12 protein-coding genes are annotated in these 14,656 nt (G+C 71.3%); 9 read left to right on the top strand and 3 right to left on the bottom strand.

Going from position 1 to position 14,656, the window contains the following annotated elements; all coding sequences use genetic code 11:
- Window positions 1-86: 86 nt before the first annotated feature.
- The 3 genes from ORV05_RS12335 to ORV05_RS12345 all read left to right on the top strand — a co-directional run bounded on the left by ORV05_RS12335 (window position 87) and on the right by ORV05_RS12345 (window position 5,357).
- Window positions 87-1,883 carry an HSP90 family protein gene (locus ORV05_RS12335; protein WP_268758612.1) on the top strand — a complete coding sequence of 599 codons (1,797 nt, stop codon included), beginning with the start codon at window positions 87-89 and terminating at the stop codon, window positions 1,881-1,883.
- Window positions 1,880-4,735 (top strand): hypothetical protein, encoded by a 2,856-nt coding sequence (locus tag ORV05_RS12340; RefSeq protein ID WP_268758613.1) that lies wholly within the window; start codon window positions 1,880-1,882, stop codon window positions 4,733-4,735. The genes ORV05_RS12335 and ORV05_RS12340 overlap by 4 nt, the downstream gene beginning before the upstream one ends.
- 211 nt (window positions 4,736-4,946) lie before the next feature.
- The gene (locus ORV05_RS12345) at window positions 4,947-5,357 is read left to right on the top strand and encodes a hypothetical protein (RefSeq protein WP_268758614.1); all 411 of its coding nucleotides are present in this window, start codon (window positions 4,947-4,949) and stop codon (window positions 5,355-5,357) included.
- A gap of 55 nt (window positions 5,358-5,412) precedes the next feature.
- Here the strand turns inward: ORV05_RS12345 and ORV05_RS12350 are convergent, their stop codons facing one another.
- Window positions 5,413-6,102, bottom strand: a complete 690-nt coding sequence (locus ORV05_RS12350; protein WP_268758615.1) for an NUDIX hydrolase — start codon at window positions 6,100-6,102, stop codon at window positions 5,413-5,415.
- 73 nt (window positions 6,103-6,175) lie between these two features.
- Between ORV05_RS12350 and ORV05_RS12355 the strand changes: the two genes are divergently transcribed.
- The 4 genes from ORV05_RS12355 to ORV05_RS12370 all read left to right on the top strand — a co-directional run bounded on the left by ORV05_RS12355 (window position 6,176) and on the right by ORV05_RS12370 (window position 10,040).
- Entirely contained in the window at window positions 6,176-7,033 is an 858-nt protein-coding gene (locus ORV05_RS12355; RefSeq protein ID WP_268758616.1) for an ARPP-1 family domain-containing protein, read from the top strand.
- The gene (locus ORV05_RS12360) at window positions 7,030-8,463 is read left to right on the top strand and encodes an ADP-ribosylglycohydrolase family protein (protein WP_268758618.1); all 1,434 of its coding nucleotides are present in this window, start codon (window positions 7,030-7,032) and stop codon (window positions 8,461-8,463) included. The genes ORV05_RS12355 and ORV05_RS12360 overlap by 4 nt, the downstream gene beginning before the upstream one ends.
- 293 nt (window positions 8,464-8,756) lie before the next feature.
- Entirely contained in the window at window positions 8,757-9,635 is an 879-nt protein-coding gene (locus ORV05_RS12365) for a hypothetical protein (protein WP_268758619.1), read from the top strand.
- A gap of 141 nt (window positions 9,636-9,776) precedes the next feature.
- Window positions 9,777-10,040 carry a GlsB/YeaQ/YmgE family stress response membrane protein gene (locus ORV05_RS12370; protein ID WP_144587586.1) on the top strand — a complete coding sequence of 88 codons (264 nt, stop codon included), beginning with the start codon at window positions 9,777-9,779 and terminating at the stop codon, window positions 10,038-10,040.
- 48 nt (window positions 10,041-10,088) lie between these two features.
- On the opposite strand, the gene ORV05_RS12375 is transcribed toward ORV05_RS12370, so the two are convergent.
- A complete protein-coding gene (locus ORV05_RS12375; protein ID WP_268758620.1) occupies window positions 10,089-11,276 on the bottom strand; it encodes an MFS transporter in 1,188 nt (395 codons plus the stop codon).
- A 59-nt stretch (window positions 11,277-11,335) separates the two neighbouring features.
- On the opposite strand from ORV05_RS12375, the gene ORV05_RS12380 reads away from it, so the two are divergent.
- Together ORV05_RS12380 and ORV05_RS12385 are read left to right on the top strand one after the other, a co-directional pair.
- Window positions 11,336-11,737, top strand: coding sequence for a MerR family transcriptional regulator (locus tag ORV05_RS12380; protein WP_268758621.1), 402 nt, complete (start codon window positions 11,336-11,338; stop codon window positions 11,735-11,737).
- A 50-nt stretch (window positions 11,738-11,787) separates the two neighbouring features.
- On the top strand, window positions 11,788-12,558 hold the full coding sequence (locus tag ORV05_RS12385) for a hypothetical protein (protein WP_268758622.1): 771 nt from the start codon (window positions 11,788-11,790) through the stop codon (window positions 12,556-12,558).
- Here the strand turns inward: ORV05_RS12385 and ORV05_RS12390 are convergent.
- Complete coding sequence (locus ORV05_RS12390) at window positions 12,524-14,548, bottom strand: WD40 repeat domain-containing serine/threonine protein kinase (protein WP_268758623.1); 2,025 nt, start codon at window positions 14,546-14,548, stop codon at window positions 12,524-12,526. The two genes, ORV05_RS12385 and ORV05_RS12390, sit on opposite strands and share 35 nt — an antisense overlap.
- Window positions 14,549-14,656: the final 108 nt, after the last annotated feature.

A 14,656-nucleotide genomic window follows, 5' to 3' on the forward strand; every position in this document is an offset into this window, starting at 1 on the left:
CATTTTCGCTTCCGTTGCCGCCCCGTGTTCACCTACGGTCGTGGCCCGGCGTGCGGTTCGGGCTCGAGGAGATCAGGGGGTTTTTCGTGGAGCGGGCTTTCCAGGTCGATCTGCGCGGCGTGGTGGAGTTGCTGAGCCACCATCTCTACGGCAGCCCTCGCGTCTACGTCCGGGAAGTGCTGCAGAACGCGGTCGACGCGATCACGGCCCGCCGCGCCCTCGACCCCGCGGCACCGGCGCGCGTCGAGATCGAATCGCCTGCCATCACCGGTGACGGCACCGTCCGGGTGCACGACACGGGGATCGGCCTGACGGAGGCCGAGGTGCACGAGCTGCTCGCCACGATCGGCCGCAGCTCGAAACGCGACGATCTCGGCTTCGGCAGGCACGAGTTCCTCGGCCAGTTCGGGATCGGGCTGCTGTCGTGCTTCCTGGTGGCCGACGAGGTGCGGGTGCTGACGCGGTCGGCCACCGGTGGGCCGACGGTCCAGTGGCGCGGCCACGCCGACGGCCGGTACGAGGTGTCTCCCGCCGCGACCGAACGTGCCGAGCCCGGGAGCACGGTGATCCTGGTGCCCCGGCCCGGCACGGGCCAGTGGCTGGAAGGCGAGGTCATCACCGATCTGGCCCGGCTGTTCGGCGGGCTGCTGCCGATCGAGGTGACGGTGGACGGGCGGGTGGTCACCGGGGACGGGCCGGTCTGGCGGGCCGCGTACCCCACGGTCGCCGACCGGGAAAAGGCCCTGGCCGCCTACGCCGAAGACGTTTTCGGCTTCACCCCGTTCGCGGTGGTCGATCTGTCGGTGCCCGAGGCGGGCCTGACCGGGCTGGCCTTCGTGTTGCCCCAGGCCGCCAATCCCGCGGCGCGCGGGGGCCACCGCGTCTACCTGAAGCGGATGCTGCTCGCCGAAGCCGTCGACGGGCTGCTGCCGGAGTGGGCCTTCTTCGTCCGGTGCGTGGTCGACGTGACCGAGCTGCGCCCCACCGCCAGCCGGGAAGCCCTCTACGAGGACGACCTGCTGGAGAGCACCCGCGAGGCACTCGGCGCGCGGCTGCGCGACTGGCTGATGGAGTTGTCCACCACCAGCACGGCCCGGCTCACCGAGTTCCTGCGCGTGCACCAGCTGGGCGTGAAGGCGCTCGCGGTGCACGACGACGAGATGCTGCGCCTGGTGGACCGCTGGCTGCCGATGGAGACCAACGCCGGGTACGTCCCGCTGGCCGAGTTCCGCCGCCGGTTCGACACCGTGCGGTACACACCGTCGGTGGAGGAGTTCCGGCAACTGGCCGCGGTCGCCGCCGCGCAGGGGGTCGGCCTGGTCAACGGCGGTTACACCTACCACAGTGCGATCGTGGAGCGGTTGCCCGCGATCGACCCGGACGTCCGGGTGGGCAGGCTGGACGCGGCGGAGCTGGCCACGCGCTTCGATCTGGTCGATCCCGCCACGGAACTCGCGTTGCGGCCGTTCCTGTCCACCGCACAGGCCACACTGGACCGCCTGGACTGCGAGGTTTCGCTGCGGGCCTTCGAACCGCCGTCACTGGCCGCGCTCTACCTGGTGGACCGGGAAAGCGTGCACCGCGCGGAGCTGCGGGCGACGAGGAAGGTCGCCGACGACCTGTGGGCGGACCTGCTGGGGGATCTCGACGGCACCGGTTCCGACCGGCCGCAGCTGATGCTCAACCACCGCAGCCCGCTGCTGCGGCGGATCGCGGGCCTGCCCGATTCCCGGCTCGCCATGACGGCGGTGGAAGCCCTCTACGTCCAGGCGCTGCTGCTCGGCCACCACCCGCTGCGGCCCGCCGATTCCGCCTTGCTCAACCGTTCCTTCTCCGGCCTGCTGGAATGGGCCGTGCACGACCCGCAGGGGGATGCCGCGTGAGACACACCGAAGAGGATCTGCGCGGGTTGCTCCGCGAGGCCGGGGAACTGCCATACGGGGACGCGCAGAACGCGCGCCTGGAGGATCTGCTTCAGCACGCGGAGGCGGGTGAGCACGAGCGGCTGGCCTTCGACATCCGGCTGCAGATGATCACCGCTTACACCTTCAGCCCGGCCAAGATCAGGATGTTCGTCCCGTTTGCGCGCTGCCTGGCCGACTTCGACCGCAATCCGGCGCAGTACGAGCCGTGGGTCGAGCGCCGGCTGTTGTGGTCGTTCAAGCACGTGGTCAGCGCGATGACGACCTTCCCCGAGATTCCCCTGGCCCGGGTGACGGCCGCGCTGGACGACATGGAACGCCGGTTCCAGTCCGGCGGTCACAGCCCGCATGCGGTCTACACCTACCGCCACCACGCCGCCGAACACGTCGGCGACCGTGCCGCGGCCGACGCCTGGTACGAGAAATGGGTGGCCTCGCCCCGGGACGGACTGTCGGACTGCCTGGCTTGTGAACCCACCGACCGCGTCGGCCATCTGAGCGAACGCGGACGGGACGAGGAAGCGATCGCCGTCGCGGAACCGGTGCTGCGGGGGCAGGCCACCTGCCGCGAGCAGCCGCAGGCGATCCTGGGTTCACTGCTGTTGCCGTACGCGCGCACGGGCCGGGCCGCCGAGGCCCGCGAGGCGCACCGGCGTGCCTACCGGGTGCTGCGAACACGCCCCAGCGAGCTGGGCATGCTGGCCGATCACGTCGAGTTCTGCGCGCGCACCGGTAACGAGGCGCGGGGACTGGAACTGCTGGACCGCCACCTCGGGTGGCTGGACGAGGCGCCGACACCCTTTTCCGCCATGATGTTCGCGGCTTCGGCGGCGTTGCTGCTGCGCCGGGTGGGGGAGTCGGGGCACGGCGACCTGAAGATCCGCCGTCCGGCTCACCGGGAACGGCCCGCCACGGAACCGACCGCCGACGAGTTGCGGGACACCCTCGCCACGCAGGCACTGGAGATCGCCGCGCGGTTCGACGCGCGCAACGGGACGTCGCACCAGTCCGGACGCGTCCGGGCGCTGCTCGCCGCCGAACCGGTCGCGGACCATCTTCCGCTGTCGGCCACGGCCGGGCGGAGTGTGCCGGTGGTCGCGGAGGTCCCGCCCGCCGAGGTGTGGGCGGGGCTGTCGGCGGCGGAGTTGCTGGACCGCGCCGAGGAGAGCCTCCAGCGCCAAGAGACCGACACTGCGAAGGAAGCCCTGCGCCGCGCGGAATCCCGCCGGGAGGAGACGGGGGAGAACGACCCCGTGCTCACCGGGCGCGCCGTGGTGCTGCGTGCCGTGCTTGCCAAGCCGGACGGTGACCATGACCTCGTCCAGGCGGAGTACCGCGAGGCGGCGGGGCATTTCGCCGCCGGGGGCGACGAGGACCGTCGGCAAGCGGCGCTGGGACGGCTCGGATTGCTGCTGTGCGAGCACGGGCGGGCGGCCGAAGGCCTGCCACTGCTGCGTTCCGGCGTGGCGCATTTCCGCGCCGGGGACGGCGGGACCACCGGCCCGCGGCTGGTGTGGGCCCTGCTCCGGCTGATCGCGGGTCTGTCGTCGGCTGGTGAGACCGGCGAGATCGAGCAACTGTTCGGTGAAGCGGACGCCGCGGCGCGCCGGTGCGACGATCCTCTGGTGTCCGGGTCGGTCGCCTGGGCGCGGCTGGACTTCACCTCGATCGACGATCCGGAGAAGGCCCTACCGGTGGCCGCCGCGGCGGTGGAGGCCTACCGGAAGGCCGAGGCGCCCCGGCTGGTGTCCGTCGCGTGCTACCGGTTGTCGATGCTGAGGCAGGCCAAGGGGGACCGGGATGGCGCCCTCGAGGCGGCCGCGGAGTCGCTGGCGGGCCTGCCCGCTTCGGCCCCGCCGGCACTGCGGGCGTCGGTACTGCGCTGGCACGGGCATCTGCTCACCGCCTCGGGGCGGGCCACGGAGGCCATCCCCGATCTCGTCTCGGCGGTGTCCTACGCGCGCACCGCCGGAGAACGCCGTCTCGAAACGGAGTGCCGTCAGGCCCTCGCGGTCGCCTATCAGGAGGCGGGACAGCACCTCGACTGCGCCGAGGTGGCCGAGGAGGCGATCGACGGGTACGAGGAACTGGGCGAGTCGTCCGCGGCCGACGGGTGCCGTTACCTCCTGGCGCAGGCACACCAGGCCATGGGTGAGCTCGGCGCGGCGGTGGCGCGGTACGAAGAGATGATCGCCCACGGGCGGGAGCGCGGGGAAACCGGCGCCCTGGCGCAGCTTCTGGCGGAGAGCGGCGACCTGCTGGACCGGCTGGACCGGGACGCTTCGGCGGCCGAGCGTTATCGGGAAGCCGGTGACGCCGCGGCGCTGTCGGACGACCCGTACCGGGTGGCCTACTGCCGGTACCAGGAAGCGCTTTCCCTGTTTTGGGCGGGCCGACGGGAGCGGGCACTCGTGGTGCTCGGTGAGGCGGACCAAGCGGTCGCCGCCCTGCCCGGGGAGGAGCCCGCCGCGAAGGCGTGGCACGAGGCGCAACTGCACGGGAATGCGGTGCGGATTCTGCGCGGCGCGGGGACGCAGGACGAGGCGGTGGGCCGGGCGGAGCGCGCGGTGGCCTGCTTCCGGGCGGCCGGGGCAGCGGAGCGGGCCGCCGGAGCGCAAGTGACCCTCGGGCAGGTGCTGCGGGAGGCGGGACGCGCGTCCGACGCCGAGCCGGTGCTGCGAGAGGCGCTGGCGGCGCTGAGCGACGGCGAGCGGATCCACCGGGGTGCCGCCGCGACGCTGGGCGCGGTGCTCGCGGAACTCGGGCGGGACGAGGAGGCGGCCGAACTGCGCGCGAGGCTGGCCGACGGCTGACGCCCGTCGAGCCCGGCCGCGCGCCGCGGGGGCGCTGAGTTCTGCTGCCCGGCCCCAGTGGTGGTCGTACCGCTTCGTACGGCGTCGTGCGTAGCCGGAAGATACGAGCCGTTTCGGACGACTCGGACCCCCGCGCCATGAGTCACTTCCCTCGGACAACTTCACCCCGGCGATTCCGGGGCCTGGACGAAACACGAGGGGACGGTCAGCGATGGCGAACGAGAAGGACCAGGACCTCGGCGGGATCCGCCGCATGCTGGCGGTTTTCCTGGCGCTGGCCTGCGTGGGCGTGCTCGTGCAGATCTTCACCGGGGTGCCCTACCCGAAGGTGCCGCCGGGGCCCATCATCCTCGCGGTCGCGGCATTGCTGGTGGCCGTCGTCCGGTGGCGGTGGATGCCGGTGCTCGGGCTGCTCGTCGCGCTGTTCCTCAGCGTCGGCGCGGTCGCCTCGGGCACGACGCTGCCGCGGCTGGCCGAGCCCGCGTGGCTCGGCCCGTTCGCCGGTACCTGGCTGCAGATACTCGCCCAGCTCGCCGCGATCGCGGCCGGTCTCGCCGGGATCCTCGCGGCCTCCCGGAAGACCCGCACCGGGACGGCGGCGCCCTTTTCGGGAAAGCGTTGAACAGGCCGGTAGCGGGGGAGCATCGGTGCGATTGATTCGCCGCGATGCTCCCCCGCTATCCCGTCTGGGTGCGCCGCCGGTAGAGCCGGGCGGGCCTGCCGACGGTGCCGGTGCTCCATTCGCCGGTCTCTTCGAGATGGGGGTCCATGTGACGCCGGAAGGTGTCCTTCTGGAGTTCCTGGACGCCGGAGACGGCTTCGTGCAGGCGCCGTAGTTCATAGAGCGTGAACGCGGCGTCCAGGAGTCCCGCGGGGTCGGGGCGTTCGTCGTAGGCCGATCGGGCCCAGCGGACCGCCTCGCGAACGACGTCCGCGTGGTCGAAGGCGAGTTCGTCCCGCTCGCCGGGGAGGACGACGTCGAACCCGTCGATCGGGGCCAGGATGACCTCGTCGTTCACGCGGTCTTCGAGGCGGCCGGCGCGGACGAGATCCACGTGGGCGACGCTGAGGACCCGGCCGCGCGGGTCGCGTGCCGGGTCGTCGAACACCTTGAGCTGCCGCGGGTGTTGCCCGGTGACCCCGACCTTGTCCCGCAGCGCCCGCAGGGCGGCCTCGTCGAGCCTTTCGTCGAGGCGCAGGAACGTCCCGGGAAGCGCCCAGCTCAGCTCCCGCGGCCGACGGTGCAGTAGTGCGGCCAGGCGGGACCGGCGGCCGTCGCGGAGGACGGTGAGCAGGGCGACGTCGACGGCAACCGAGGGGTGCGGGTAGTCGCTGAGCCGCTTACCGTGCTCGTCCTTCCAGATCATGCTTGCCAAGTTAGCGCACGTCTGCTCTTATTTGTTAGCGCAAGTTCGCGCAAACTAACGAGGAGTGGGGTTCGTGCACTTGTTGGATCTGCACCTGGGCAAGCCCGCGTGCCGTGGCGCGCTCACCGTGTTCCCGATCTGGAACGGTGGCGCGATCGGCGATCGCCGCTACGACCTCGGCACCGGCAGTCTTGCCGTCGAGGAGCGCGCTGAGGGACCCGTCGTCGAGGAGCTCGTCGTCACGAATTCCGGATCCTGGCCGGTCCTGGTGCTGGAGGGGGAACTGCTGCAGGGTGGCTGGCAGCACCGGGTCGCCGCGCGCACGGTGCTGGTGGGCGCCGGGGCGAGCGAGGTGCTCGACGTCCAGTGCGTGGAGAAGGACCGCTGGGCGGGTGCCCGGCGGCACGCCCGCACCGGCACCAGGGTGCCGCCGCGGGTGCGGGTCCGTACGCGGGAGGGCCAGGACGCGGTGTGGTCGGAGGTGGACCGTTACGAGCAGCGTTACGGCCGCAGTGAAACCGCATCCCTCGCGCAGGCCACCAAGGCGGTCGAGCGCGAGGCACGGGAACTCGTCGCCGGTCTGAAGCCCCTGCCGTTCCAGAGCGGTGTGCTGATCGGGGTCGCGGGACAGCCGCTGCTGCTGGAGGTGTTCGACTGCCCGGACACCCTGAGGCAGGCGTGGGATGCGCTGCTGCGGGCGGCAGCGGTGGACGCGGTCGGCCTGCCGCCGGTGCCCACCCCCGGCCGCCGGGCGCGCCGGTTCGTCGACCGTGCGGGGCAGGTGCACCTCGCCGACAAGCGCGAGGCCGGTCTGGGCAGCCAGGTGCGGGGAGAATCGGAGTACGTGCTGCTCGACTGCCTGGTGTGGGAAGGCAGCACCGTGCACGCCACGGCGCTCAACCCGAGGCATGAACTGGTGGTGGCCCAGTGAGGCGGCTGAACGCCCGGCAGGCCGACCGTGCCGCCGGAGCGCTCCTCGGGGCGGCCGTCGCCGATGCGCTCGGCGTGCCCTACGAATACGGCTCGAGGCCGCTGGAGGAACAGCCGCGGATGCACGGCGGTGGGCTGGGCGGGTACGCGCCCGGACAGTGGAGCGACGACACGGAAATGACCGTATGCCTGGCCCGGGTGGCCGCGACGGGACTGGACCTGCGGACCGAGGACGCGCTGAACGCCATCGCCGACGGCTTCCGGGGATGGTATGCCGACGACCCACCCGATATCGGCACGCAGACCCGACGTGTTCTCGGCGAGGCGGCGGGCCGCGGCGGTACCGCCGCCGACCTGACCGGGATCGCCGCCCGGCTGCACGCCGAGACCGGACGCACCGGCGGCAACGGCTCGCTCATGCGCACCGCTCCGGTCGCGCTCGCGCACCTCGGCGACCCGGCCGCGATCGCCGGGGCGGCGCGCGCGGTGAGTGCCCTGACCCACCACGACCCGGTCGCCGGCGACGCCTGCGTCCTGTGGTGTTCGGCCATCGAGCACGCGGTCCGGACGGGAACGCTCGACGTGCGGAGCGGGCTCCCGCACGTCGATGCCGCCTTCTGGGGGCCACTGCTCGATCAGGCCGAGCGTGTCGGGCCGGAACACTACGCCGGGAACAACGGATGGGTGGTCGCCGCCCTGCTGGCCGCCTGGTCCGCGGTCTCCCGCGCCTCGTCCTATGTGGACGGTGTCGTTCGCGCGGTCGACGGTGGCGGTGACACCGACACCGTCGCGGCGATCGCCGGTGCGCTGCTGGGTGCCCGGTACGGCGGCAGCCTCGTCCCGGCCCGGTGGCGGCGCCTGGTGCACGGCTGGCCCGGGCTGCGAGCCCGCGACCTGGTGCGACTGGCCCTGCTGACCGCCGAGGGCGGCGGGACGGACGCCGACGGGTGGCCGTCCGCGCCGGTCATCCCGTCCTACGCGGGGGTGCCGGAGATCGTTCGTGCGCATCCGGACGACGGCGGGGTGCTGCTCGGATCGGTGGGGGCGCTGCGGCCGGGAGTGGCCGACGCGGTCGTCTCGCTGTGCCGCCTCGGCGGCAAACAGGTGCCGGTGACGGAGGATCCGCGTGACCACGTCGAGTTCTGGCTGGTCGATCAGGAGGACGCCAACAACGACGTGGCCGCCGTCGTCGCCGACGCGGCCGAGATGGTGAAGACGCTCCGCGAGGAGGGCAAAAGCGTGTTCGTGCACTGCGTTCACGCGCAGACCAGGACCCCGCTGGTGGCGGCCGCGTACGGTTCACTCGTCACCGGTTCCTCCTTCACCGAATCCCTGCGGCGGGTCCGGAACGTGCTCCCTGCCGCCAGTCCCCGGAGTTCCCTGGTGCGGCTGCTGCGGCAGGCTCACGACGGCCGCGGGCTCGACGGGTGACGTCGGCGTATCGCCGCCTTTCCGGTCCGCGGTCGCATTTGCCGGTGATCGACGCCGTTCGGCGATAACACCCGAAATGGGCCGATAAATCCTCGGCTCCTCCCTACGGTGGTAGGTGGCGATTTCGATCGCTTTGTGCTGCCCGGGGTGAACCGGAATTTACTTCCGCGGGCACGAAAAGGGAATTCGCGCCGACGCTGCCGACGAAAGTCGGTTCCGGATTGGTGTGTGCGCTGGGTACCTTTCCCTTCGTCATCTCCCGTCAGGTCCCCCAAGAAACCGGAGAGATAGAAATGTCGCTGAAACGAAGGCTTCGTCGTGTCCTTTTCGGGGCCGCGGTCTGCGCGAGTGCGGTCGCGGTGGCGGTCGCGGCACCCGGCAGCGCCGGTGCGGCCACGGCCGTGCACCAGCAGGGGTCCCATCACAAGATCGTCATGCACCGGGTGGGTGCGCAGGCCAGGCCGATGGCCGCGAGCAGCGGCCTGCAGTGGGGCGGCGGCCCCGTCCAGCACAACACCAAGGTGTACCTGGTGTTCTGGGGCTCCCAGTGGAAGAGCGACGCCAACGGCGTCCAGTCCTATCTGACCAACTACTTCGCCGGGCTGGGCAACGGATCCGAGCGGTGGAGCAACGTCATGGACCAGTACACCGACAACAGCGGAAACGCCTCGAGCGGGAACCCGGTGCTCGGTGGGGCCTGGGTGGACAGCGCTTCCGCCGCACCGTCCAGCGCGAGCCAGTCGGCCATCTCCGCCGAGGCCAACCGCGGCGCCAGCCACTTCGGTGTCTCCGGGGTCAATGCCGACATCTTCGTGGTCAGCCCCTCGGGGACCAGCCCCGACGGCTTCCCGAACTCCGGTTTCTGCGCCTGGCACGACTGGAACGGCAACGTCGCCTACACGAACATGCCGTACGTGCTCGATGCCGGTTCCGGATGCGGCGCGAATTCGGTACGGAACAAGCTCGACGGATTCAGCATCGTCGGTGGCCACGAATACGCGGAGGCCGAAACCGATCCGCAGGCCGGGAACGGCTGGCTCGATTCGAGTGGTGAGGAAAACGGCGACCTGTGCGCCTGGCAGGGCCTGACCGCGCTGTCCGAATCGACCGGCACCTTCGCGGTCCAGCCGACGTGGAGCAACGCCGTGGGCGGGTGCGCCACCTCGGCCTGATCCCGTCCCGAGATCAAGATCGGGGGCCGGTGTGCCGCGGCCGGGCGCCGCCTGACATCCTGTGCCGCCAGGAACGTGGCCCGTGGCTTCGCCGTGAGGGAAGCCACGGGCCACGCCGTCGTGCGGACGAGAGGACAGCCAGTGGGCGTCATCAGCTGGATCGTGCTGGGCCTGATCGCCGGGGTGATCGCCAAAATGCTCATGCCCGGCAAGGACCCGGGCGGCTGCATCATCACCATGCTGCTCGGCATCGGCGGAGCCTTCGTCGGCGGCTGGGTCGGAAAGACCCTCTTCCACGTGCAGCTCGGCAAGTTCTTCGACCTGCGCACCTGGGGACTGGCCATCCTGGGGTCGCTGATCATCCTGGCCGCCTACCGCCTGCTCACCGGCAAGCGCCGCGACTGAGTTTCCCTCGCCGTGAGGGGTCCCCTCACGGGAAGTGCTCGGGCGGGATCAGGGCCGGCGGGATGTCGCCAGCCAGGAGAGTCCGAGACCGGCCAGCGCGAGGGCGGCACCGGCCAGGCCGGTCCACCGCAACGCGCCCGCGGCGACCAGGCCGCCCCCGAGTGCCGAGCCGAGTGCGTTGGCCAGGTTGAACCCGCTGACGTTCACGGCGACCGACAGGGTGGGCGCGTCCCCGGCGTGCTGGAGGATCAGGCCTTGCAGCGGTGCGATCGTGGCGGTGGCGAGCAGCCCGAAGACGAGCACCGCGACGACGGTGGCCGGCCGCGAAGGGGCGGCGAACGGCAGGGCGGCCAGGAGTACCGTCAGGGCGAGGAACACGATCCGCACCGTCATGGCGGGTGAGACCTCGGTCAGCCGCCCGGCGGCGAGATTCCCGAACAGGCTGCCGACGCCGTAGGCGAGCAGCAGGGCGGACGCCGCACCGCTGGAGAAGCCGCTTACCTGGACCAGCAAGGGCACGAGGTAGGTCAGCACCGTGCCCGTTCCGGCGAACCCGATCGCGGTGGTGGCGATGGCCAGCAGCACCGGGCGGCGGCGCAGGACCCGGAGCTCGGAACGGATGCCGGTGGCCGGTGCGGGGGTGCGTGGCATCGCCACGGCCAGGACGGCGCAGCCCGCGGCGGCGATGACCGCGACGGCCAGGAACGGGGTCCGCCAGCCGAGGGCCTGGCCGAGCAGGGCACCGAGGGGGACCCCCAGCACGGTCGCGACGGTCAGTCCGGACACCACAATGGCGATGGCGCGGCCGGTCCGCTCGGGGGGCACGATGGTCGTGACCACGATGATCGAGACGGCGAACAGCGTCCCATGGGACAGCGCGGCCAGCACCCGGCCCGCCACCAGCAGGCCGTAGGAGGTCGCGACCGCGCAGACGAGGCTGCCGGCCACGAACAGTGCGGTCAGCCCGAGGACCAGCCCCTTGCGGGGCAGGCGGGCGGTGACCAGGGTGATCAGCGGACCGCCGATCACGACCCCGAGGGCGTAGACGGTGACGAGCTGGCCGGTGCCTGCCACGGACACGCGCAGTCCGGCGGCGATCTGCGGCAGGAGGCCTCCTACCAGGAGTTCGGCCGTGCCGATCGCGAAGATGGACAGGAGGAAACCAGCGAGGACGAGGGCGGACCGTCCCGACGTCGCGGGCGGGGGGACGGCGGTCGAGGTCGTTGCGGATGCCATGCCGCGGACCGTAAAGTTTCACATGAATGTGAGAGTCAAGAGGGTGTGGTGGGGGTCGCATGCCGGTGCGGACGATCAGGATCGGTGAACTGTCCCGGTCCAGCGGGGTGAGCCCACGCCTGTTGCGTTACTACGAGGAACAGGGGTTGCTCCGGCCGCAACGCCGGCCGAGCGGATATCGCGAATACCTGTCCACCGACGTGGCCGTGGTGCGGCGCATTCGCGGGCTGCTGGCGGCCGGCTTGTCCACCGCGACGATCGCGTCGGTGCTGCCGTGCATCCGTGAGGACGGTGAACGCCTGGTGCCCACCTGCCCGGACCTGGTGGCGCAGCTGCGGCGGGAGCGCGAGCGGATCGACCAGGCCATCGACGAGCTCACCACGTCCCGCCGGATCCTGGACTCGGTGATCACCGCGGCACCGTCGACGCCGGTTCCGGCGGATCCGCCCCTTCTTCCTTGAGACGGGCTGGGTTCACGGGGCCGCCCTGGCCCGAACAGAAGGAGTTGCCCATGAGGGAATCGCCGGGCGATCGGCGAACCGTGGAGGAGGTGCTGGAGGGCATCGCCCTCCGCCTGCTCGGCGTCGCGGATACGGATTCCGGTATGCCGTCGCTGGCGCACGGGTGGCGGGCGGTGGCGGGCTATGAGGTGGTTCCCCGGTATACGGTGGCGATCTCGGGCGAGAACGCGGGGGAAGTGATTGACCGGCTGTGGCATGCCGCGGCCGAGGAACTGTCGATCTATTCGGAAGACGCTGATTTCCTCCTCGATCTTCCTGCGCCAAGACAGGACAGGACGGGGTGGCTGCGCGCGCGAGATCTCCGACGAGCTCGCCTGCCGTCGCGCATCCATTCGGTTACCGGGTCGTGGGAATTCATTGCCTTGTCGGAGAACGGTCGCCGGCTGTGTGCCGTCAGCAAGGAGGAGTACGACTACTGGATCGTTGCCAGGACCTTCACCGATGAGCAGGTGCGACGCGGGCGCGAATCCGAGGACCGGGTCCGCGCCGTCGAGCGGGAAGTCAGGAATCTGGCCGACCGCCGCGCAAGTCTGCAGGAGGTCATTGCCTTCCTCGGCTCGGCCGAGCTCCATGGGCCCTTGCGCCGGATCACCGTGGTCGGAATGTTGGTGAAGGCGTGCGGCCTCTCCGTCGTGGAGTCGCGAAAGATCGCGTCGATGGTCGAGTATCCTTCCGGGAGGCTCCTTGCCCCTGCCGAGCAGGTGGAGGAAGCCTGGCGGAATCTGGTCACCTCGGGCGGTGGAGATCCCAGACGGCGGTGAAGCCGCTTCGGTCGCCAGTGGCGAGCGACCGGCCATCCGGACTGAATGCGACGCGGGTGATCCGATCGAGATGGCCGGTGAGAGGTTTGCGGATTCGCTTTCCGTCGGCGATGTTCCAGAGGTTGACGACGCCGTCGTCGTCACCGGTGGCCAGGGTGTGGCCATCCGGGCTGAAGGCCACGCAGAGCACTCCCGCGCCGTGCGAGCGTCGGACCGTGGGGACGGTCAGCGGGGCACCGATTCGCCGGCGGTCGGTCACGTCCCAGAGGTGGACGACACTTTCGGTGGCGATGGCCAGGGTACGGCCGTCGGTGCTGAACGCCATGTCGTGGACCTGCGTGATTTCCCCGCCGAGCGCTACCCGCCGTGGAACGCTGCTGCGCAGGTCCCGGAGGTGGACACCGTCGATGTTTCCCGTGGCGATGGTGCCGCCATCGGGGCTGAAGGTCACGACGCCCGGATGATCACTCAGGCGCCCGAGTTCTCGACGGCCGACGGTGTCCCACCAGGCGACGCCCCCGTCGCCGTCCCAGGACGCGGCCACGGCACGACCGTCGCGGCTGAAGGCCAGGCCGGTGACATGGCTGAGATCGCCGATGAGGCGGGGCTCGCCCACCAGTGGGCCGCCGAGCAGTCGGCGTGCGGCCACATCCCAAAGGTGGATGACGACTTCCCCTTGGTCATCTCCTCCTGCCGGGTCGATCCCCGGCACGAGTTCGACGGAGCCGAGGGCAAGGACACGTCCATCGGGGCTGAACGCGGCCCGGTCGCCGCGGCGGGCGGCACCGAGCACGTCGGCGGCGATTCGGCCGTGTTTTCGGCGTTTTGCCGCGGCCTTGCCTCGTTTCGCCTCCGGCTGGCCCTCATCGGTTTGCGGGCCGGCGGCCCCGCCGAAAGGCCGACGGCCCGCCACGTCCCACAGGCGAACGACGGACTTGCCGCTCGAAGCGATGACCAGGACCCGGCTGTCCGGGCTGAAGACCAAGCTGTCGACGGCGGCGGGGGACCGGGGCAATGGTTCCCCGAACACGACAGTCTCTTCGTCCGGCGGCGGTGCCGGTCTCGCGGGCTCGGTCGTCGCGGGCAGTTGGTCCAGCAGCCTGTCGATCCGAGCGTTCCTTCGGGCGATCTCCTCATGGACCCAGGGCGGCCATGGCGGGCCGGGCTGGTCGATCCGGCCGATGAGCTGCAACAGCCTCTTCGGGGTGGGCCGTACGGCGGGGTCAGGGGCCAGACATGGCTCGAAGATCCGGTGTAGCTCTTTGCGGCGGCGCGGCTCTCGGGAGTCCGCGGTGTCCCAGGAGGGATATTTCGTGGTGGCCGCGAAGATCACCCGTGCGAGGGCGAACACGTCACTCGCCTCGTTCGGCGGCCGCCCCTCGAGCCGCTCGGGCGACAGGTAGTGCAGTGACCCGGCAGGCCAAGCGCGGCCCATCCCTTCGGCATCCTGTACGTCGGGGCCTCGCCCAATGGCCAGGCCGATCAGTCGCGCCCCGTCCTCGGTCAGCACCACACTCGACGGCTTGAGGTCCCCGTGCGCCAGACCCGCGCGGCGGATCTGCGTCAGCCCCCTGGCGAGGCAGGTCGCCAACCACCGGGCGGCGCAAGAATCCAGACGGCCACCGACCATACGCCCTTGCCGGCGCACCCCTGCCGCAAGAGCGGCGTCCAAGGGCACCCCCGGCACGAACTCCGACGCCAACCACGGCACCGGATCCTCGGGCCCGGAGTCGACGACCGCCGCGACATACCGGCTCGACACGCGCTGTGCCACGGCCACCTGGCGTCGAAAACGCGCCCGGAACATCGCATCGTCCGCGAACTGGGGCCGCACCTGCTTCAGCGATACGAGCCGGCCGTCGGGTCCGCGTCCCAGGAACACCGGCCCCAGTCCGGCCGGGCCACGTCCACCCCGCCCCAGCAAGGCGACCACCCGGTACGGCCCGATCATCCGCGGGTGGTCCGCTGCCAAGGACATGTCGTCCGCCATCGCGCACCTGCTCTTCCAGCGACGGTGGCGACGCGGGCTCGGCTCCCGCGTCTCCAAGCCCAAACCTACTGATCGACACCGCCGGAACGGATCCCGGGGCCTCCTGCA

Source organism: Amycolatopsis cynarae, assembly GCF_026802195.1.
In the GTDB taxonomy this organism is placed as follows: domain Bacteria; phylum Actinomycetota; class Actinomycetes; order Mycobacteriales; family Pseudonocardiaceae; genus Amycolatopsis_E; species Amycolatopsis_E rhizosphaerae.